At 71.8% G+C, this 20,269-nt stretch carries 21 protein-coding genes and 1 riboswitch; of the genes, 5 read left to right on the top strand and 16 right to left on the bottom strand.

The genetic code is table 11. From position 1 onward, the window contains the following. Positions 1-33: 33 nt before the first annotated feature. Positions 34-693, bottom strand: a complete 660-nt coding sequence (locus tag OG574_RS37070; RefSeq protein ID WP_326776757.1) for a TetR/AcrR family transcriptional regulator — start codon at positions 691-693, stop codon at positions 34-36. Between the two features lie 111 nt (positions 694-804). Here OG574_RS37070 and OG574_RS37065 point away from each other — a divergent pair, with 111 nt between their 5' ends. Then, positions 805-1,434, top strand: coding sequence for a DUF6230 family protein (locus OG574_RS37065; protein ID WP_326776756.1), 630 nt, complete (start codon positions 805-807; stop codon positions 1,432-1,434). Here the strand turns inward: OG574_RS37065 and OG574_RS37060 are convergent. The 3 genes from OG574_RS37060 to OG574_RS37050 form a co-directional block, all read right to left on the bottom strand. Continuing rightward, entirely contained in the window at positions 1,412-1,558 is a 147-nt protein-coding gene (locus OG574_RS37060) for an SCO1431 family membrane protein (RefSeq protein WP_107489218.1), read from the bottom strand. The genes OG574_RS37065 and OG574_RS37060 overlap by 23 nt on opposite strands. A gap of 229 nt (positions 1,559-1,787) precedes the next feature. Further along, entirely contained in the window at positions 1,788-2,279 is a 492-nt protein-coding gene (locus tag OG574_RS37055) for a hypothetical protein (protein WP_326776755.1), read from the bottom strand. A 127-nt stretch (positions 2,280-2,406) separates the two neighbouring features. After that, entirely contained in the window at positions 2,407-3,774 is a 1,368-nt protein-coding gene (locus OG574_RS37050) for a peptidase C39 family protein (RefSeq protein ID WP_326776754.1), read from the bottom strand. 201 nt (positions 3,775-3,975) lie between these two features. On the opposite strand from OG574_RS37050, the gene OG574_RS37045 reads away from it, so the two are divergent. Both OG574_RS37045 and OG574_RS37040 read left to right on the top strand, forming a co-directional pair. After that, positions 3,976-4,617, top strand: coding sequence for a uridine kinase family protein (locus OG574_RS37045; protein WP_326776753.1), 642 nt, complete (start codon positions 3,976-3,978; stop codon positions 4,615-4,617). Positions 4,618-5,050: 433 nt separating this feature from the next. Continuing rightward, complete coding sequence (locus tag OG574_RS37040; protein WP_326776752.1) at positions 5,051-6,925, top strand: AAA family ATPase; 1,875 nt, start codon at positions 5,051-5,053, stop codon at positions 6,923-6,925. A gap of 54 nt (positions 6,926-6,979) precedes the next feature. Here OG574_RS37040 and OG574_RS37035 read toward each other — a convergent pair whose 3' ends face one another. The 9 genes from OG574_RS37035 to OG574_RS36995 form a co-directional block, all read right to left on the bottom strand. Next, positions 6,980-8,077 carry a hemolysin family protein gene (locus OG574_RS37035; RefSeq protein ID WP_326776751.1) on the bottom strand — a complete coding sequence of 366 codons (1,098 nt, stop codon included), beginning with the start codon at positions 8,075-8,077 and terminating at the stop codon, positions 6,980-6,982. Further along, positions 8,074-9,408, bottom strand: coding sequence for a hemolysin family protein (locus OG574_RS37030; protein WP_326776750.1), 1,335 nt, complete (start codon positions 9,406-9,408; stop codon positions 8,074-8,076). The genes OG574_RS37035 and OG574_RS37030 overlap by 4 nt, the downstream gene beginning before the upstream one ends. 231 nt (positions 9,409-9,639) lie before the next feature. After that, positions 9,640-10,092 carry a PH domain-containing protein gene (locus OG574_RS37025; protein WP_326776749.1) on the bottom strand — a complete coding sequence of 151 codons (453 nt, stop codon included), beginning with the start codon at positions 10,090-10,092 and terminating at the stop codon, positions 9,640-9,642. Between the two features lie 11 nt (positions 10,093-10,103). Beyond that, positions 10,104-10,952 carry an ATP phosphoribosyltransferase gene (gene hisG / locus OG574_RS37020; protein WP_326776748.1) on the bottom strand — a complete coding sequence of 283 codons (849 nt, stop codon included), beginning with the start codon at positions 10,950-10,952 and terminating at the stop codon, positions 10,104-10,106. Positions 10,953-11,025: 73 nt separating this feature from the next. After that, on the bottom strand, positions 11,026-11,298 hold the full coding sequence (locus tag OG574_RS37015) for a phosphoribosyl-ATP diphosphatase (RefSeq protein ID WP_100597453.1): 273 nt from the start codon (positions 11,296-11,298) through the stop codon (positions 11,026-11,028). A 34-nt stretch (positions 11,299-11,332) separates the two neighbouring features. Further along, positions 11,333-11,818, bottom strand: a complete 486-nt coding sequence (gene ribH / locus OG574_RS37010; protein ID WP_266668323.1) for a 6,7-dimethyl-8-ribityllumazine synthase — start codon at positions 11,816-11,818, stop codon at positions 11,333-11,335. Positions 11,819-11,884: 66 nt separating this feature from the next. After that, positions 11,885-13,183 (bottom strand): bifunctional 3,4-dihydroxy-2-butanone-4-phosphate synthase/GTP cyclohydrolase II, encoded by a 1,299-nt coding sequence (locus OG574_RS37005; protein ID WP_326776747.1) that lies wholly within the window; start codon positions 13,181-13,183, stop codon positions 11,885-11,887. Then, positions 13,180-13,824 (bottom strand): nicotinamide mononucleotide transporter family protein, encoded by a 645-nt coding sequence (locus OG574_RS37000; RefSeq protein ID WP_326778742.1) that lies wholly within the window; start codon positions 13,822-13,824, stop codon positions 13,180-13,182. The genes OG574_RS37005 and OG574_RS37000 overlap by 4 nt, the downstream gene beginning before the upstream one ends. A gap of 2 nt (positions 13,825-13,826) precedes the next feature. Then, positions 13,827-14,435, bottom strand: coding sequence for a riboflavin synthase (locus OG574_RS36995; RefSeq protein ID WP_100597450.1), 609 nt, complete (start codon positions 14,433-14,435; stop codon positions 13,827-13,829). Between the two features lie 303 nt (positions 14,436-14,738). Next, positions 14,739-14,869: riboswitch (FMN riboswitch) on the bottom strand. Positions 14,870-15,149: 280 nt separating this feature from the next. On the opposite strand from OG574_RS36995, the gene OG574_RS36990 reads away from it, so the two are divergent. Then, entirely contained in the window at positions 15,150-15,896 is a 747-nt protein-coding gene (locus OG574_RS36990) for an SDR family oxidoreductase (RefSeq protein ID WP_326776746.1), read from the top strand. 19 nt (positions 15,897-15,915) lie between these two features. Here the strand turns inward: OG574_RS36990 and OG574_RS36985 are convergent, their stop codons facing one another. Continuing rightward, a complete protein-coding gene (locus OG574_RS36985; RefSeq protein ID WP_326776745.1) occupies positions 15,916-17,109 on the bottom strand; it encodes an ROK family transcriptional regulator in 1,194 nt (397 codons plus the stop codon). Between the two features lie 140 nt (positions 17,110-17,249). Here OG574_RS36985 and OG574_RS36980 point away from each other — a divergent pair, with 140 nt between their 5' ends. Beyond that, positions 17,250-18,470, top strand: coding sequence for an MFS transporter (locus OG574_RS36980; RefSeq protein WP_326776744.1), 1,221 nt, complete (start codon positions 17,250-17,252; stop codon positions 18,468-18,470). Here the strand turns inward: OG574_RS36980 and OG574_RS36975 are convergent. Continuing rightward, positions 18,430-18,888, bottom strand: a complete 459-nt coding sequence (locus OG574_RS36975; protein ID WP_326776743.1) for an acyl-CoA thioesterase — start codon at positions 18,886-18,888, stop codon at positions 18,430-18,432. The genes OG574_RS36980 and OG574_RS36975 overlap by 41 nt on opposite strands. Positions 18,889-18,986: 98 nt before the next feature. Next, complete coding sequence (locus tag OG574_RS36970; protein WP_326776742.1) at positions 18,987-20,267, bottom strand: alginate lyase family protein; 1,281 nt, start codon at positions 20,265-20,267, stop codon at positions 18,987-18,989. Positions 20,268-20,269 lie beyond the last annotated feature (2 nt).

The raw sequence follows: 20,269 nt of genomic DNA, 5'->3' as shown, positions 1-20,269 counted from the left end.
TGCGCGGCGTCCCCCGCCCCTTCGCACGTCGCGTCAGGGCCTCGCGGGCGCCGGGCAGTCCGGCTCGAACTGCTCGATGACCCGCAGCGTCTCGCCGAGCAGGCGCACCAGGAGTTCGCGCACCGTGTCCCTGGCGGGCGTGCGGTCGCCGATCCAGTCGAGCGTGACCCCCTCGACGCTGTGCAGCCAGCCGAGCAGCGCCATCCGCGCGACCCGTGGAATGTCGCTGCGGCCGTACGCGCCCTCGGCGATGGTGGCGATCATCGCCTCGCGCACACCGTCCCGTATGGCGTGCACCTCGGCGTCGAAGCCGACGCCGCCGCTGATGACGGTGCGGTACGCGGCCTGGTGGTGCTCGGCGTAACGGAGATAGCCGTCGATCGTGCGGTGCACGCGGTCCACGGGCGTGAGGTCGCCGACGCCACCCGCGCGCGCGACCAGGTCGGCGACGGACTCCTCCACAATCGCGAGGTAGTAGCCGCGCTTCGACTTGAAGTAGTAGTAGATCAGCCCCTTGGCGACGCCCGCGTGCCGGGCGATGTCGTCCATCGACAGCGCGTCGTAGGACGTGTCCGCGAACAACTTCCGCCCGATGGTGATGAGTTCGGCGCGGCGCGCCACGGACCGGTCGGTGCCGCGCGCCTGCGGGCGCCCGAGACCGGAGCCCGCTCCACGCTGTTGACTGTTACTCAATTTCAGCCCTGGTCTCCAACTGCCGGCGGGACATCCGCAGTTTGAACCTTCCCACGCACTCCCCCTTTCCCGCGCGCTCCCTGCGCATGCGGACGACGTACGCGAGGAACAGTGAGCGAAGCACAGCGGCACGGCAGAACCGACTGGAAGATGGCGCAGGGCGCGCTCGCCGCGTCGTTCGCCGTCTCCGGCAGCAGCTTCCTGGTCTCCTCGGACAACCTGAAGAGCCTGGGGCTCTCGTCGTACGTCCCGACGGACCGGGACGTCGACGCCAAGGGGCAGGGCGGGCGGGGCAAGTTCGGGCTCCAGGCGCGCGGCATCGAGGTCGCCGAGGTCAGGTCGCACGCCTGGTCCGCGACCGGCGGGAACTTCCGGCTCAGGGGCATGAAGGTCGCTGTGAGCACCGGCGGCAAGAAGCGCTTCCGAGGGGCGGAGGCCGGGTCGTGGAGAGGTGGGCGCTGCCCGGAGCGGACGAGGACCGCGGGGTACCCCGGGTGGTCGCGGTGGCGATCGCGGGGCCGGGGTGTACGGGCTGCCGTTCGCCGGGGCGCTGTCCGCGAGCGTTCTGGTGCGGCTGGCGGGGGCCTGGGCCGGGCTGCCGCTGTTCGCGGTGTCGCGGGGCTCGTCCCGCTGCGCTCTCCCGTGCGGTGGCTCTACGGGCTCGTGGGGCTCCCGGACCGGCACTGGCGCGTCGGGCCGGGCGGCCATGAGAGCCGGGTCACATCAGTCCGGCCTGCGTGACGAACATGGCGAGGACCACGACGAAGGTCCAGCCGAGGACGTGCTCCAGGATCTTGGGGCCGTTGTCCTTGGGGCCGCCGGTGCGGGTCCGGGCGGCGCGGTTCGTGGCGGTGGTCGCGGTCATGGCATCTCGCTGAGGTCGTCCGGCAGTGGCATCCCCCCACTGACCCGTCCACCATGCCACCGCCTCGGCCGGTTGTGGGCGAGAGCTTGGTCACGCACAACTACGCCGTGGCGTCGTCCGCTTCACATCGGTGACACCGGGGCAGTGCCCGGGCCGATGCCGGCCGCCCTGACGGGACCGGTCTCGCAGCCCGCCACTCCCAGGCACCCGGGCTGGGTCGCGCATCCGGTCACGGGCTGATCCGCTCGTAGAGCACCCCGAAGTCCTTCACCCACGCCTCTCCGTCCTCCGAGCGCTCCCACGCGCCGGCGAGGGCGTCGCCACTCCCGTCGAAGCGGGCGGAGAAGCGCTGGTGGAAGCCGGGAGCCGCGCGCCACATCCGCAGTTCGCCGTCGGTGAGGCTCAGCCCGTAGACGCGGGACACGCCGCGGCCGTCGGCATACAGCATCGTGAACTGCTCGTCCGTGTCGTCGTAGCCGGTGAGCGAGACGGTGGGGAAGGGCAGGTTCTCCCGCCAGAGATCGGGCATGTCGAGGGCGGCCCCGGGGTCGAGGTCGGCGCGCTGGACGAGGAATCCGCCGTCGTCCGTCCACTCGTGGACGGAGCGGACGGGCCCGAGCCGGCCGCCCGGCACATCGTCCACCAGCGCGTACATGTGCCAGTGCCCGACCAGCGGGTCGAGCCGGCGCAGGGCGGGGTGGTTGGTGTTCCGCTGCCGCATCGCGGTCTCCTCTCGGGAGCTGTCACCCAACTCTCCACGTCTACGGCAGACCGGGCGCGGCGGCAGAAGTCATCGCGGCACGCCACGGCCCCTCCCTGTCGCGCGGGGAGGGGCCGTGGCAGGTTCCTCAGCGGACGCCGACCGCCTCGAGCGCGCGGCGCTGCTTCGGGGTCGGGTGGGCCGGGAAGTACAGGTAGCAGACGCCGCCGGTGCCGGACACGACGCTGCCACTGGCGTTGTACCTCTTGGTACGCAGCCAGATTTTCTCCCACTCGGCCCGCTTGTAGACGCGGCGCACGGCCGTGTCGCTCGGCGACGCCGGGTCGTTGGCGATCACGTCACCGTCCGCGGTGAAGCCGATCACCGTCATGAGGTGTCCGGACGTCCCGTAACCCGCGCCTGTCAGCTCCTCCTTGAGGAACGACTGCGACGTTATGGCCGGGATCCCCGCCGCGATCAGGGTCTCCAGGTCACCGAGCGAACCGAGCCGCGTGACGACTCCCTGGAGGTCCTTGTACGTCGACGCGTAGGCCGCGTTGAAGGGCCAGTTGCCGCAGCCCTCGTACTGGTAGTCGTACGTGAAGCGGGCCGCGTGGCAGACCTGCGGGTCCGTGTAGTCCGGGTTGACCCAGGAGAGGTCGTCCGACGAGGGCTCGCGGCCCCAGTACTCGACGATCATCTGCGAGGAGGTGGGGCTGCACCAGGCCTCGCCGCCGTTGTCGTACTCGGGGTACTGGCCCGCGTGGATGCTCTGCGAGTAGCGCGGAACGGACAGCTCCTTGGCGAGCCCCGGCTTCGAGGCCGGGACCGAGAAGCGGTCGGGCACGTCGGAGCCCATGGCCCCGAGCCGCCACACGAGGGGCGATGCCTTGGAGCCCGGCGCGCGGTACAGGGTCAGCCGCAGGCGGTACGAGACGAGGCGCAGGCCCGAGGCCGCGTCGTCGATGGCGAAGGTGTCCGTCCAGATACTGGACTTGCCGTCCGACTGGTCGTCGACGGAGGTCCGCCGGATGTCCTGGTCACCCGCGGCCCAGCGGCCCATCACGTACCAGGGCGTCGCCGCGCCGTCGGAGTAAGTGCCCTGGAGCTCGATCTGGATCCAGGTACCGGCCGGTGTCCGCGCGTTCCAGGAGGCGATGACCTCCGTGGCGGGCACCGACAGGCGGTGCGCCGGGGAGGTCCACCGGCCGTACTCCCAGGTGGCGGTCTTGCCCGTGTGCGGATCCGTGTAGTCGGTGCGGCCCTCGGGGGTCGCGAGCGTGAGCCCGGGGCGGGACCCGGCGACCGCGCGGGTGCCGGCCGCCGTTCCGGAGCGCCAGTCCGAGTGCGAGGTCCAGGCGTGGTTGTCCACGAGGCGCGGGGCCGCGTGAGTGCGCGCCGGGGCGCCGGTGCCGGCGACGGCGGTGCCCGCCGTCGTGGCGAGCGCCGCTGCGCCCGCGGTGGCCGCGGCGGCGGTGAGCAGGGTTCTGCGGGACAGAGGTTCGGGTCGGGTCATGGGCGGGGCTCCCCCAGTCGACGAGATATCCGTAAAGGGGCGGGTGAGGTGCACGACAGTGCGCCAACTATGGCCGGTACCCGCTGACTTCCACCAGCGTTTCCGGGCCGGTCATCGCTACCAATATTGGCCTGTACCACTGGCATGACCTGCGGCGGCGCGCGGGAAACCGGCCGGGTACCTCCCGTACCCTTGCGGGCGATGACCTTCCAGCACCTCCCGCTCCCCCGGCTCGCCGCGACCCTGCGGGCCCTGCCGCCCTCCTGCGGCCCGGTCCGGCTGGTCGCCGTCGACGGCCACGCGGGCTCCGGCAAGTCGACGTTCGCCGCCCGGCTCGCCGGGGCGCTCGGGCAGGCGCCCGTCCTGCACCTCGACGATCTCGCCAGCCACGACGCCCTCTTCGACTGGACGGCGCGGCTGCGCGAGCAGGTCATCGATCCGCTCTCCCGCGGCGAGAGCGCCCGGTACGAGCCGTACGACTGGAACGCCCGGAGCTTCGGCGCCCCACGCGCTCTGGCGCCCGCGCCGGTGGTCCTGATGGAGGGCGTGGGCGCGGGCCGGCGGGCCGTACGGCCTTTCCTGGCGGGACTGTTGTGGATGGACACACCCGAGGAGGCGTCCTGGGAACGGGGGCGGCGACGGGACGGACCGGCGCAGAGGGAGTTCTGGGACGGCTGGATCCGTGCGGAGCGCGCGCACTTCGCCGACGACCCCTCGCGCCCCTTCGCTCAGACATTGGTACGAGAGTGTCCGGAGGGCTACGAGGCACGTCAGATGCCTCCCGGGACCGGACTTTCGACGCCTTCCGTCACTCACCGTGAGGGGCCGTCGGCAGCGCGCTGAACGCTCCCGAGACGCCTTCCGCCAGTTTCCGCGAGTGCCTCAACTCGGCTTGACCGAGGGGCCGTACAGGACTTACGTTCTGAATGTGCGGCCTTACGGGGTCGCCCGCAGACGCGAAGCCCCCGGTTGTTCCCCCGTGATCGGGGGCTTCGTTCTGCCCTGTTCACCCTTTCAGGGGTGCGGTGAGCCCCGCTTCGTTCACCCTCGGTCACCGTCCGGCCCCGCCTCCACCTGCGCCGTCCGCCTTGGATCCGGCCCTGCGGCGCCCTCGGCCGACGACTCCTGCGCAGGTACGATGCCTTTCGGTGCGGCCTACGGACGGCTCGCGGCCCGTACCGTGACAACTCCCGTCCACAGCACATCGGTTCGGCGCAGGAGCCGGCGGGCACCGGCCCGGCGGCGCACCACGGGGGCACGGTTTGTGGGGGACGTGATGGACTTCGGCACACAGGGCTCGCCCGGCCCGGCCGACCTCGCCTGGGTGCGTGGCGTGGACGCCTACACCATGGGCGCCTATCCGCAGGCCGAGGAGGAGTTCCGGGCCGCGGTCCGGATGGATCCCGGCATGGCCGACGGCTGGCTGGGGCTGCACGCGTTACGCATCGACACGACGACGGCGCTGCTGCGCATGTTCCGGCACCGCGACCGGTTCGGCGAGCAGCGCACCCGGCACCGGCGCACTCTCAACTCCTGGTACTGGCTGGGCTGGTGGGTGCAGCCCGTCCTGGAGCGGCCGCGCGATCTGCTCCTTGCACACGCGTCGCACTGGCTCGACGGGCGCCATGTCCCGGACCTGGACGGGGCGTTGGCGACGCTGCCGCGCGTGGACGCCGATCCGCAGGTGCGGTTCCTGCACGCCTGCCGCGCCTACCTCGTCAAGGACTGGGAGCAGCTGGTCCGGCATACCGATCCGCTGCTCGACGACGGGCTCCTCGGCATCGAGGCCGGGCTCTTCGGCGGAATGGCCCGGGTGCGCCTGGAGATGTACGGGCAGGCCGAGCCGCTGCTGTCCGCAGCGCTGATGCGCTGCCGGAGCGAGCAGCCCCAGCGCAAGGAGCTGCGCTACTGGCTGGCCCGCGCGCACGAGGGCACCGGCCGCTCCGCCGCCGCGCTCCCCCTGTACCGGGCCGTGCACCGCGTGGACCCCGCCTTCATGGACACCTCGGCCCGCCTCGCGGCCATCGCCGAGGGCGACGGCTACGGCGACTTCGGCGACGGCACCGACCTCAGTCCCCTCACCATGACCGGGCTCGGCCAGGATGTGCTGGACGGCTCCGAGTCGATGGACCCGCTGTACGAGGGCGACGGCCGGGACCTGAAGGTGAGCGAGCCCGATCTGCCGCCGCCCGGCGCGGTGCCGGCCGAGACCGACGCGGTCCGCGAGAAGGCCGTCGTACCGATCACGCCGCAGCTGCCCGCCGGGCCCGCCGACCCGGCGCTCCTCGAGGAGGCACTCGCCGAGCTGGAGCGGATGGTCGGCCTGGAACCCGTGAAGCGACAGGTCAAGGCACTGTCGGCGCAGCTCAACATGGCGCGCCTGCGGGCCGGGCAGGGCCTGCCCGTGCAGCCGCCGAAACGGCACTTCGTCTTCTCGGGCCCCTCCGGCACCGGCAAGACCACCGTGGCCCGCATCCTGGGCCGCGTCTTCTACGCGCTCGGGCTGCTCGGCGGCGACCATCTCGTGGAGGCCCAGCGTGCCGACCTGGTCGGCGAGTATCTGGGCCAGACGGCCGTGAAGGCGAACGAACTGATCGACTCGGCCATCGGCGGCGTCCTCTTCGTCGACGAGGCGTACGCCCTGTCGAACTCGGGCTATGGCAAGGGAGACGCGTACGGCGACGAGGCGCTCCAGGTGCTCCTGAAGCGCGCCGAGGACAACCGGGACCACCTGGTGGTGATCCTCGCGGGCTACCCGGAGGGCATGGACCGCCTCCTCGCGGCGAACCCCGGACTGTCCTCGCGCTTCACGACGCGGGTCGACTTCCCCTCGTACCGGCCCCTCGAACTCACCGCGATCGGCGAGGTGCTCGCCGCGGAGAACGGTGACGTGTGGGACGAGGAGGCCCTCGACGAGCTGCGCTCCATCAGCGGGCACGTCGTCGACCAGGGCTGGATCGACGAGCTCGGCAACGGCCGCTTCCTGCGGACGCTGTACGAGAAGTCGTGCGCCTACCGGGACCTGCGGCTGACGGGATACACGACGACGCCGACGCGGGACGACCTGTCGACACTGCGGCTGCCCGATCTGATGCAGGCGTACGGTGAGGTCCTCTCGGGGCGCGGGCCCCAGGATCCGTCCGCGATGTGACATGACGAAGGGGCGGGCCCGATCCGGGACCCGCCCCTTCGCCGTGTGCGCCTGTCAGCCGGCCAGCGCCTCCTCCGGCGCCTCGGCCCGCGGCTCCGCGACCCTTGCCCCGGGCGCCGGAGCGTCCCGGTGCGCGGGGTCACGGACCTCGCCGACGAGCATCTCCAGGACGTCCTCCAGGGCGACCAGGCCGAGGACCCGGCCCGAGGCGTCGGCGACCTGCGCGAGGTGCGTCGCGGCGCGGCGCATCACCGTCAGGGCGTCGTCGAGCGGGAGTTCGGCGCGCAGCGTCGTCATGGGACGCCAGATCTGCTGCGGCACCGCGCGGTCGTGGTCCGCGGAGTCGATCAGGTCGAGGACGTCCTTCACATGCAGATAGCCCATGAAGGCACCCCCCTCCGCGCAGACGGGGAAGCGGGAGTAGCCCGTACGGCCCGTCAGCTCGATGACCTGGCCCGGGGTGACCGAGGGGCCGACCGTGACGAGGGACGACCGGTCGAGCAGGACGTCGGTGACCGGGCGCGAGCCCAGCTCCAGGGCGTCCTCCAGGCGTTCCTGCGCCTCTGGTTCGAGGAGCCCCGCCTGTCCGGAGTCCTCGACGAGACGGCCGAGCTGCACGCTGGTGAAGACCGCCTCGACCTCGTCCCGCGGCTCGACCCCGAACAGCTTGAGCACGAGCCGGGCACAGGCGCCGAGGGCGACGGTGACCGGCCGGCACAGCCGGGCGAAGGCGACGAGGCCGGGGCTGAACCACAGCGCGGCCTTCTCCGGCGCCGCCATCGCGAGATTCTTCGGGACCATCTCGCCGATGACGAGGTGGAGGCTGACGACGGCGGCGAGCGCGATCACGTAGCCGAGGGGGTGGATCATTCCCTCGGGCAGGTGCATCGCCTCGAAGAGCGGCTCCAGCAGATGGGCGACCGTCGGCTCGGCGACCGCGCCGAGCGTCAAGGAGCAGACGGTGATGCCGAACTGGGCCGCCGCCATCATCTGCGGCAGGTGCTCCAGGCCGTACAGGACCTGGCGGGCCCGGTTGTTGTCGATGGGCTCGATCTGGCTGCGGCGCACGGAGACGAGGGCGAACTCGGCCCCCACGAAGAAACCGTTGGCCAGCACGAGGAGCAGGGCGAAGAAGAGCTGGAGGGCGCTCATCGGGCGGCCTCCGCCGGCTGGGTGGCGTCCGCGGTCCGGACGATCCGGACGCGCTCCGCGCGGTAGTGGTCGACCTGACGCACCGCGAGCCGCCAGCCGGGCAGCTCGGCCCGGTCGCCGGGCGCGGGGATCCGGCCGAGCAGATCGGCGACGAGACCGGCGACGGTCTCGTACGGGCCTTCCGGCACGTCGAGTCCTATGCGGCGCAGGATGTCGACCCGGCAGCTGCCGTCGGCGTCCCACGCGGGGCGGCCGTCCTCGGACGGGGCGACTGCGAGTTCGGGCAGGTCGAGGCGGTCGTGCTCGTCGCGGACCTCGCCGACGAGCTCCTCGACGATGTCCTCCAGGGTGACGACCCCGGCCGTGCCGCCGTACTCGTCGACGACGACGGCTATGGGCTGCTCACTGCGCAGGCGCTCCAGGAGGGGCTGCACGGGCAGCGTCTCCGGGACGAGCAGCGGGGCCTGGGCGATGCGGCTCACGGGGGTGCGCAGCCGGTCGTGCGCGGGCACCGCGAGGGCGTCCTTGAGGTGCACCATGCCGACGATCTCGTCGATCCGCTCGCGGTAGACCGGGAAGCGGGAGAGGCCGGTGGCGCGTGTGAGGTTGACGACGTCCTCGGCGGTCGCCGAGGACTGGAGCGCGCTGACCTTCACGCGCGGCGTCATGACGTGCTGGGCGGTGAGCTCTCCGAGGGACAGGGTGCGGACGAACAGGTCCGCCGTGTCCTGCTCCAGGGTGCCCGCCTGTGCGGAGTGCCGGGCCAGGGAGACGAGCTCGCCGGGGGTGCGGGCCGAGGCCAGCTCGTCGGCGGGCTCGACGCCCAGGGCGCGTACGGCGCGGTTGGCCACGGCGTTGAGCAGGGCGATCACGGGCCGGAAGAGGCGCGAGAACGCGTGCTGGGGGCCCGCGACGAACCGTGCGACCTGGAGCGGCTTGGACACCGCCCAGTTCTTCGGCACCAGCTCACCGATCACCATCTGCACGGCGGAGGCCAGCAGCATGCCGATGACGACGGAGACGCCTCCGACGGCGCCTTCCGGGATGCCGACGGCGGTGAAGGGCCCCGCGAGCAGCGTCGCGAGCGCCGGTTCGGCGAGCATGCCGACGACCAGCGAGGTGATGGTGATGCCGAGCTGGGTGCCGGAGAGCTGGAAGGACAGCTCCTTGAGGGCGTTCACGACGGTACGGGCCCGTCGGTCGCCGTCGGCCGCTGCCTTCTCGGCGTCGGCGCGCTCCACCGTGACGAGGCCGAACTCGGCCGCCACGAAGAAGCCGTTGGCCAGGATCAGCAGGAATGCCGCTCCGAGGAGCAACAAGGGGATGGTCATGCCGCCGCCTCCGCGCACACAACGCGCAATTCGGTCGCGCTATGTCGGGAGGGGGCGGCGCATGTACTGCAGGACGAACCGTCCATCGCCGGAGGGAGTCACTCCTCGGGTAGCAGGAAACCCCCGGGGCCCTGGCGGACCCGTCGTCGGGGGCGGGGCGGCGATGTGCGCGCGCCCCGCCACCAGGTTAATCAAGACAGGGGTGGAAGCGTCAGGGCGTGCGGCCCTGAGTCAGCCCTGAAGTTCCCCGGAGGCCGTGGAACGGGCCTCGGTGAGGGCGCGCAGGGCACGCGCGTCGGTGAGGGCACGCTCCTTGGCCATGGCGGGCTGGATGCCCATGGCGGCCAGGCTCGTGCCGTCGCTGAGGTTGAGGAACACCCAGGGGTCGCCGGGCCGCAGCGTGACCTGGACGATCTCCGCCCAGGCCAGGCGGCGGCTGCGGGCGATGTTCACGACGGTGACGCCCTCGTCGTCCGCCACGATCTTGGGCCGGGCGAGCAGGACGAGCCCGCCGAGGAGGAGCGCCCCGGTGAAGATGAAGGTGAGGCGGTCGCCCGGGTTGAGGCCGCCCAGCATGAGGGCGATGGCCGTGAGAGTGACGAACATCGCTCCGCCGAGGCCGAGCAGGACGGCCCGGGTGCGGGCCGGCCGGAAGGTGACGGGCAGCGTGGGGACTTCGGGCATGACTGCGGTCCTCAAAGGCGGCAGGCGTGGATGGCCGTGGTCAGGATGGCCCGCGCGCCGAGTTCGTACAGGTCGTCCATGATGCGCTGGGCGTCCTTGGCGGGGACCATCGCACGGACGGCGACCCAGCCCTCGTTGTGCAGCGGCGAGACCGTGGGCGACTCGAGGCCCGGGGTGAGGGCCACGGCCTGCTCCAGGTGCTCGGCGCGGCAGTCGTAGTCCATCATCACGTACGTCCTGGCGACCAGGACGCCCTGGAGGCGGCGCAGGAACTGCTGGACCTTGGGCTCCTCCGCGGCCGCGCCGCAGCGGCGGATCACGACGGCCTCGGACTTCATGATCGGCTCGCCGAAGACCTCGAGGCCCGCGTTGCGCAGGGAGGTGCCGGTCTCGACGACGTCCGCGATGACCTGGGCGACACCCAGCTCGATGGCCGTCTCGACGGCGCCGTCGAGGTGGACGACGGACGCGTCGACGCCGGACTCGGCGAGGTGCTTGCCGACGATGCCCTCGTAGGAGGTGGCGATCGTCTTGCCCGCGAGGTCCCCGAGACCGGAGACGGTGCCCGGCTTGGCGGCGAAGCGGAACGTGGAGCGGGCGAAGCCGAGCGGCAGGATGACCTCGGCGTTGACGCCGGAGTCGATCAGCAGGTCCTCGCCGGTGATGCCGATGTCGAGCTTGCCCGACGACACGTAGATCGCGATGTCCTTGGGCCGGAGGTAGAAGAACTCCACCTCGTTGACCGGGTCGACGAGGACGAGCTCCTTGGACTCCTTGCGCTGCTGGTATCCGGCCTCATGGAGCATCGCCGACGCAGGTCCTGACAGTGAACCCTTGTTGGGGACGGCGATGCGCAGCATGAGGTCGGATTCCTTTGCGTGAGAGACGTGAAAGAGGGGCGTGTCGCGTGCGGCGGTGAACCGGGCGCCGGCTCTAGAGGTGGGCGTAGACGTCGTCGAGGGAGATTCCCCGGGCCACCATCATCACCTGGACGTGGTACAGCAGCTGCGAGATTTCCTCGGCAGCGGCCTCCTTGCCCTCGTGCTCGGCGGCCATCCAGACTTCGGCGGCCTCCTCGACGACCTTCTTGCCGATGGCATGGACGCCCTTGTCCACCAGTTCGGCGGTGCGGGACGTCGCGGGGTCGCCGTTCTTGGCCTTGAGCTGAAGCTCGGCGAAGAGCTCTTCGAAGGTTTTGTTCGCCATGATGGCCCTAAGACTACGGGGTACGCCCGGCCACTCAGCGCCAGGGTTCGCTGACCGAGCGCAGTGTGGCCGCCGTGGCGACCGCCGCGGTGACGGCCTCGTGGCCCTTGTCCTCGTTCGAGCCCTCGATCCCGGCGCGGTCGAGGGCCTGCTCCTCTGTGTCACAGGTCAGCACGCCGAAGCCGACGGGAACGCCGGTGTCGATGCTGACCTGGGTGAGCCCCATGGTGACGCCCTGGCACACGTACTCGAAGTGCGGTGTGCCGCCGCGGATGACGACTCCGAGGGCGACGATCGCGTCGTAGCCGCGGCCCGCAAGGACCTTGGCGACGACGGGGAGCTCGAAGCTGCCCGGGACCCGCAGGAGGGTCGGCTCGTCGATGCCCAGCTCGTGCAGGGCGCGCAGGGCGCCGTCCACGAGGCCGTCCATCACCTTCTCGTGCCACTGCGCCGCGATGACGGCGACGCGCAGGTCACCGCAGTTGCGTACGGACAGTTCGGGTGCGCCCTTGCCACTCACGTTGCTCCTCAGTGCTTGTGTGGTGCTGTGTTCGGTGTTCGGTATGCCGTCTGAAAGGGGTACGGGCTACTGGTTCGCGCAGGTCGTGGACGTGGGGGCGTCCAGCCAGGGCAGGTCGTGGCCCATCCGGTCCCGCTTGGTGCGCAGGTAACGGAGGTTGTGCTCGCCCGCCTGGACCGGCATGGACTCGCGGGCGACGACCTTGAGGCCGTGCCGCAGGAGCGCGTCGGTCTTGTCGGGGTTGTTGGTCAGCAGGCGCAGGCCGCGCACGCCGAGGTCCTCGAGGATCTGGGCGCCCGCCGCGTAGTCCCGCGAGTCGGCCGGCAGGCCGAGCTCCAGATTGGCGTCCAGCGTGTCGCGGCCGCGCTCCTGAAGCTCGTAGGCGCGCAGCTTGGAGAGCAGGCCGATGCCGCGCCCCTCGTGACCGCGCAGGTAGACGACGATGCCGCGCCCCTCCTCGGTGATGCGCCGCATGGACTCCTCCAGCTGGGGGCCGCAGTCGCAGCGCAGCGAGTGGAAGACGTCGCCGGTGAGGCATTCGGAGTGGACCCGCACCAGGACGTCCTGGCCGTCTCCGATCTCGCCGTGAACGAGGGCCACATGCTCGACACCGTCGACCGTGGAGCGGTAGCCGTACGCGGTGAAGTCACCGAAGGCGGTGGGCAGATTGACCTCGGCCTCGCGCCGGACCGTCGGCTCGGAGGAGCGGCGGTAGGCGATCAGGTCCTCGATGGAGATGATCGTCAGGCCGTGCTTGCGGGCGAACGGGATCAGCTCGGGCAGGCGGAGCATCGTGCCGTCCTCGCCCGCGATCTCGACGATCGCTCCGGCGGGGCGCAGGCCCGCGAGCCGGGCGAGGTCGACCGCTGCCTCGGTGTGGCCGTTCCTGACCAGGACGCCGCCGGCCTTGGCGCGCAGCGGGAAGATGTGGCCCGGCCGTACGAAGTCGCCGGCCTCGGCGGTGCCGCCGGCCAGGAGCTGGAGCGTGGTGGCGCGGTCGGCGGCGGAGATGCCGGTGGTCACGCCGTGCGCGGGGCCCGCGTCGACGGAGACCGTGAAGGCCGTGCGCATCGACTCGGTGTTGTTCTCGACCATCTGCGGCAGCTGGAGGCGCTCCAGCTCGTCGTTCTCCATGGGAGCGCAGATCAGGCCGCGGCACTCGCTCATCATGAACGCGACGATCTCGGGGGTGGCCTTCTCGGCCGCGATGACGAGGTCTCCCTCGTTCTCGCGGTCCTCGTCGTCGACGACCACGACGGGCCGGCCGTTCGCGATGTCGCGGATCGCCTGCTCGACGGGGTCGAGCGACAGGTCCGAGTTGTCCTCGTCGTGCGAGGTGCTGTACCAGACGGGTGCCGTGGTCATGCCGGTGCTCCTTCCAGGGCGGGCTGCGAGGCCGAGCGGGACCGCAGCCACCAGTCGCGCATGCCCCACAGGACGAGCGCGCCGTAGATCACGTAGACGAAACCGGAGAAGGCGAATCCGTTGGCGAAGTTCAGCGGTACGCCCACCAGGTCGACGAGCAGCCAGGCGAACCAGAACTCGACCATGCCGCGCGCCTGGGCGTACATGGCGACGATCGTGCCGACGAAGATGTACGCGTCCGGCCAGGGGTCCCACGACAGCGTGGGGAATGCGGTGAACAGGCCGCCGACCGCCAGGGTGCCGAGTGCGGCGGCGCCCAGCAGGTAGCCGCGCTCGCGCCAGGTGGCGAACCGGACGGCGAGGGAGCCGTCCTGGGCCTGCCCCTTGCCGCGGTTCCACTGCCACCAGCCCCACGCGGCGACGACGATGACCACGAGCTGCTTGCCCGCGCTGCCCGAGAGGTGGGCGGTGGCGAAGGCCGTGAGGAGGATGAGGCCGGAGACGAGCTGCGCGGGCCAGGTCCAGATCGAGCGGCGCCAGCCGAGCGCCAGGGCGACCAGACCGACGGTGTTGCCGATCATGTCGGACCACATGATGTGCTGGCCGAAGAGCGTGAACGCCTCGGAGTTCAGCCAGTTCAGGCTCACTTGGTCGCCTCCTGGGCACGGTCGCCGAGCAGCCGCTCGACGTACTTGGCGATGACGTCGACCTCGAGGTTGACCGGGTCGCCGGCCTGCTTCAGGCCGAGCGTGGTCAGGGCGAGGGTGGTGGGGATGAGGCTGATGGTGAAGTAGTCGGGGCCCGCGTCGACGACCGTGAGGCTCACTCCGTCGACGGTGATGGAGCCCTTCTCGACGACGTAGCGCGCGAGGTGCGCAGGGAGCGAGACCTTGACGATCTCCCAGTTCTCCGACGGCTTGCGCTCGACGATGCTGCCCGTGCCGTCGACGTGGCCCTGCACGATGTGTCCGCCCAGGCGGGCGCCGACAGCCGTGGGGCGCTCCAGGTTGACCCGGGAGCCGACAGCGAGGGCGCCGAGGCTGGACCGGTCGAGGGTCTCCGCCATGACGTCGGCGGTGAACTCGTCGCCCTCGTGCTCCACGACCGTCAGACAGACGCCGTTGACGGCGATGGAGTCGCCGTGCCGCGCCCCTTCGGTGACGACGGGGCCGCGCAGCCTGAAGCGGGAGGCGTCGCCGAGTTCCTCGACGGCAGTGATCTCGCCCAGCTCTTCGACGATTCCGGTGAACACTTCAGTGCTCCTTCGCTGCAGGGGCCGCGGGGCCGACAAGGGTGGCGGTGAGGCGCAACGCCTCAGGGCCGGCGGGGATTCCTGAAGGAGCGAAGGACGCGTGCGGGCGCACGGCTGCTCGCCGGGCGGGCACTGCGGAAGTGGGGGCCACCGGGTCCTCCTGCCTCTTCGGGCACGGACTCCGGGGCACTGTCGCGATACGGCGACAGAACGTACGGGCGAGGACACCGAGGCCGACGCCGAATGAGACCTGTCCCTGAGGACACGTCGAAACAGACGGCGACGCGCACGAATGCCCGCCCGCCGCGCACTGCCTCCCATCCGGACTTTAACCGTCGGTCCAGGAATTTCACCTGGTCAACCGGCCGCTGGAAGCGACCGGGTCGCGGACTGTAACCGCCGGTTCGGACTTTCACCGACCCCGGAGTGCGCTGCTTCTGGTACAGGGCCAGTGTGCCACGTCCCCGCGTGGGCCAAACGGGTGATCGGCTGTGGGCTGGCTCACAGGCCGTGTGCGTGGACTCGCGCAGCGTTCCGGGCGGTCCCCTCTGCCAGGGCAAGAGCGTGACGATCGCAACCGCCGAGGTGGGCGGCGTGCCGGCGGAATCCCGAGGCGCCTCGCGGACGATGTCACATTTTCGCGCCGTCACCAGTCTCACCTGGCGAGGGACGTTCCACCGTGGAGCGTCCGGTGCGCGAAGGAGCTGAACTGCGATGACCACGATCCTGGTGACCGGCGGCACGGGAACCCTCGGCAGGCTCGTCGCCGAGCGGCTGCGCGCGGGCGGGCACGAGGTGCGCGTGCTCAGCCGGCACGCGCGGCCGTACGCGGTGGACCTGCGCGAGGGCGGACCAGGCCTGGACGAGGCCGTCGCGGGTGTGGACGCGATCGTGCACTGCGCGAGCACGCCGCGCGGCGGTGACGAGAAGGCGGCCGGGCATCTGATCGAGGCCGCGCGGCGGGCCGGGGTGTCGCATCTGCTGTACATCTCGATCGTGGGCGTGGACCGGGTGCCGCTCGGCTACTACAAGTCCAAGCACGCGGTCGAGAAGCTGGTCGAGGAGTCGGGTCTCGGCTGGACGGTGCTGCGCACGACGCAGTTCCACGACCTGGTGTTCCAGGGGCTTCAGACACTGGCCAGGCTGCCGGTGATGCTCCTTCCCGCGGGGGTCGCCGACCAGCCGGTCGATGTCGCCGAAGTGGCCGACCGCCTGGTGGAGTTGGCGACGGGCGCACCTGCGGGGCGCGTGGCGGACATGGGTGGTCCCGAGGTGCGTACGGCCCCGGATCTGGCGCGCGCCTACCTGCGCGCGAGCCGTCGGCGCCGGACGGTCGTCGAGGTGCGCCTGGCCGGGAAGGCGTACAAGGGCATGCGGGACGGTGGGCATCTGACGCCCGAACGGGCAGTGGGCAAGGGCACGTTCGAGGAGTTCCTCGCGCGGCGGTTCCCCGCGAGCTGACCCGGGTGCGTGCGCGGGGTCAGCGGTCCGTCGGCGCGAAGAGGTCGTCCTGCGCCCCGTCACGCGCCATGAGCAGCGCTCCGCGCAGCACCGCGCCGCCCCCGAGGGCGCCGGCCCGCACCTCGGTGGGCAGGGGGGACATGGCGGCGAGGCGGCTGGCGACCAGGGTCGCGAGGCGGTCGCCTCCGGCGCGGCCGACCTCGCCGCCCAGGACGAGGCAGCCGGGGTCGAGGACGGCGACGACCGAGGCGGCGCCGAGGACGAGCCGGTCGGCGAGTGCGTCGAGGAAGCGGGCGGCGGGCGTCCCGGGTTCCGCCCGCACCGCTTCACGCACGAGCGCCGCGGCGGCCGGCTCCCCCGGTGCGGCAGCCGTCGGGCCCACCAGGCCGTGCGCACGGGCGAGTTCGGCGATGGCGGCGGATCCGGCCAGCGAGTGGAAGCCTCCGTCGCACCCGGTCGCGGACGGGAGTCCGGACGTCCCTGGCACGGGCAGGAAGCCGATCTCGCCGGTGCCGCCGGAGGCCCCCCGGCGCAGGACGCCGTCGAGGACGACCGCGGCGCCGATGCCGTGGCCGAGCCAGAGCAGGGCGAACGTGTCGCGGTCGCGGGCCGCGCCGTCGCGCTGTTCGGCGAGGGCGGCGAGGTTGGTCTCGTTCTCGACCAGGACGCGGGCGGGCAGGCGTTCGTGGAGGGCGGCGACGAGGCGGCGGTGCCACTCGGGCAGGCCCGACGAGTCGCGCAGTTCGCCGGTGACGGGGTCGATGAGACCGGGCGCGCCGATTCCCACGGTGTGCAGGCGTTCGGCGCCCGCCTCCTTCGCCGTGCGCTCGACCAGTGCGACGGCCCGTTCGACGGCGGGGCCGGTGCCTTCCTCGTCGTCGATGGGCGCGGACGCCTCGGCGAGGACCGTGCCCACCAGGTCGGCGACGGTGAGGGTGACGCCCTCGGTCCGGACGTCGAGCGCGGCGAGATGGGCGAGCCCGGAAACGATCCCGTGGAGCTTGGCGTTGGGGCCGCGGCGCTGGGCGCCGGCTTCCCCGACGACCTCGATCAGGCCCTGGGCCGTGAGCCGCTCGACGAGGTCGGCGACGGAGGGCCGGGACAGGCCGGTGAGCTCCTTCAACTGCCCGGCCGTCAGGGGCCCTTCGCTCTGCAGGAGGCGCAGGGCGAGCCGGTCGTTGATGGCCCTGGCGGTACTCGGTGATGCGGGCATGGCGCGGATCCTTCCAGATCGCCTTCGCTGCCGGGACCGGGGCCGTACGGGGAGACCGGTGGGAAACCGGCTATTTATCAGGCAGGGTTCCTGATAGTTTACGCCAGTAGCCTGGGACGGTATCGGGAAGGGCACGCTGGATGAGTGAAGTCGGTTACGGGGCAAGGGAGTTGAAGCGTGCCCGCTATGCGGTCGCGGCCGTCTTCTGCGTCCATGGAGCGGTCACCGGGTCGTTCGCGACCCGGGTGCCCTGGATCCAGGAGCACGCGGGGGTCAGCGCGGGCCAGCTGGGACTCGCGCTCGCCTTCCCCGCGCTCGGCGCCTCGGTGGCGATGCCGATCGCGGGCTGGGTGAGCCATCGGTTCGGCGCGCGCACGGCGCTGCGCGGGCTGCTGGCCCTGTGGACGCTCGCGCTGATCCTGCCCTCGCTCGCGCCGAATCTGCTGGTGCTGTGCGTGGCTCTCTTCGCGTACGGCGCGTCGGCGGGCATGTCGGACGTGGCGATGAACGCGCTGGGCGTCGAGGTGGAGAACCGCCTCGACCGGTCGATCATGTCCAGCCTGCACGGCATGTGGAGCGTGGGCGCCCTCATCGGTTCGGCGGCCGGCACGCTGGCCGCGCACCTCGGCTCCGACGCCCGGCTGCACCACCTGCTCGCCGCGGCGACGCTGACGGTCGTGGGCTTCATCGCGTGCGGAGGCGTGCTGGACCTGCGCCCCACGGAGGACGAGGAGCCGCCACCGCGCTTCGCGCTGCCGCCCAGGTCGGCGCTGCTGATCGGCGCTGTCGGCTTCTGCGCCGTCTTCGCCGAGGGGGCGAGCCTGGACTGGTCGGCGGTCTATCTGCGGGACGTCCTGGACACGTCCGCCGGACTCGCGGCAGCGTGCACCACCGCGTTCACGCTCACGATGGCCGTGGCGCGGCTCGTCGGCGACAGGATCGTGGACCGGTTCGGCGCGGTGCGCACCGTGCGGGTCGGCGGGGTGGGCGCCGCGCTCGGCGGACTGCTCGTCGTGGTGGCGCCGAACCCGGCGGTCGCGATGGCCGGATTCGGCCTGATGGGCCTCGGGATCGCGGTCGTCGTGCCGCTCGCCTTCGCGGCGGCGGGTCGCAGCGGGCCGAATCCGAGCCAGGCCATCGCCGGTGTCGCCACCATCACGTACACCTCGGGCCTCGTCGCCCCTTCCGCGATCGGGACGGTCGCCGACGCGACGAGCCTGGTGGTGTCCTTCGGCCTGGTGACGTTCCTGGCGTGCGGGCTCGCGGTGTTCGCGGGGGTGCTGCGCACGGGGGACCGTAAGCCGACGAAGCAGGCCGAGGTCAGTCCTGCGTCCGCAGGAGCTCACGGCCAAGGGTCCTGAACATCTCGCTCCAGGGGGCGGGGCGCAGGGTGGCCGGGTCGAGGCGGACGAGCACACGGGTGCCTCGGGCGTAGGTCGTCCCACCGTCCGCCGAGCAGAAGCGGAAGCCGTACGTCAGGCCGGTGGTGCCGAGCCGGTCGAGCCAGAGGTGCACGGCGTACGCGCCGGGGCGGTTGACCGGCGCGTCGTAGGTGATGCGCAGTTCCTTGACGGCGTTGCAGAAGTCGCCGGCCGCCACCCAGTCGCCCTCGAAGACGAGGCCGCGCTCCGCCCACAGCGCGGTCCAGGCCCGCTCGACCATCACCGGGTAGCGGGCGTTGTGGAGCAGACCGAGCGCGTCGAGGTCGTCGAAGTGCACGGTGACGGGGACGAGCTGTCCGTAAGACTGGGCGGGGCGGGCGAGGGCTTCGGCGGTCACGGGTGGGGCTCCTGATGCGGTACGTACAAGAGCCCCATCGTACGACCTTTGACTAAGCAAACGCTCAGCAGGCCAGGTCGGGGCGGGACGCGACCCGCTCAGCCCGCGATCGAGTCCAGCTGTTCGGCCGCCGGGCGCAGCGCCCACAGGTCCCCGCCGGGCGGCGCCTCCAGGTGCGGGACCGCTCGCTTCGCTGCCGCGCTCCCGGCGTCGGCGGCCGCGTGCACGATGTCGCTCGCCGCGAACCGGTGGAACTCCAGCTCGGGGTGCGGCCACGCCGTCGCCCCGGTGGCCGCGGGCAGCAGATAGTCGACGGCCTTGAACAGACTCTGACCGTCCGGGCCCCGGTACGACCACAGGTCCACGCTCACATGCCGCCCGATCGCGGCGAGCCGGGTGTAGGCGACCAGGTCGAAGGTCGAGTAGTGCCAGCTGCGGGTCCTGGCGAGCTCCTGCGGCTGGCTGCCGTCGCCCGCGATCTGCGGGGCGATGCGCTTGGTGCGGGCGTCGAGGACGGTGCGGCGGGCGAGGGCGGTGTCGCCGGTCGCGTAGGCGAGGGCCGCGACCTGGAGGTCGTAGAACGTGCCGTGGTTGTTCTCGGCGGCACCCTCCTGCTTGCCGAAGTCGCTGTCCACGAGCCAGCCGAGGAAGTCCTTGTTCCACTCCCCCATCGCGGAGCGGTCGCCCTTCGACCAGCCGGGGGCGCCCGTGCCGAGCAGGGCGACGGCGTCGGTGACGCTCGTGTACGACTGCGAGAAGTCGATGATGCCGATGGCCCGGCCGTCGTACTTGCAGGGGATGAACTGCGCGTGGTCCAGGTTCGGGTTCATGCGCGTAGCCGGATCGAGGAACCAGGTGCGCAGGACGGTGGCGGCCTTCTCCGCGTACTCCTTGCGGCCCGTGTAGTACCAGGCCAGGGCGAGGTCGTACGTCGAGTCGAAGACCTTCTCCACGTCCTGGCGGTCGGTCCCGGTGTCGACCTCGGGGTTGCGCTGCCCGTCTCGCTGGACGTAGGGGCAGCCCCAGGGGTTGTCGGCGGTGGGCGTCTGTGAGGGCCACCAGTAGGGGGCCTGGCTCAGGTAGTCGTGGACGTCGCCGCCCGGCGCGGGCTTCGGCTTGTCGACGACGGTCCAGGGGCCCTGGTCCAGCCAGGTGTCGGCTCGGGCCGTCAAGTCCCCAACCGCGCGCTTGAGTTGCGGGTCGCCGTGGTCGAGGCGCTGTTTGGTCCGCAGCAGGCGCTCACCGTCGAGGACGGCGGTGCGCGGGGCGCTCACGCGGGCCGTCGCGGACTGGGCCGACACCGGGACGGCGACGACGGCGACGAGGGCCGCCGCCGCGGTGAGCAGGGCACCGAGACGCACACGGGATCTGGCACGCATCA

It is taken from the genome of Streptomyces sp. NBC_01445 (genome assembly GCF_035918235.1).
Lineage (GTDB): Bacteria > Actinomycetota > Actinomycetes > Streptomycetales > Streptomycetaceae > Streptomyces.
This window is presented reverse-complemented; position numbering and strand designations above follow the sequence as displayed.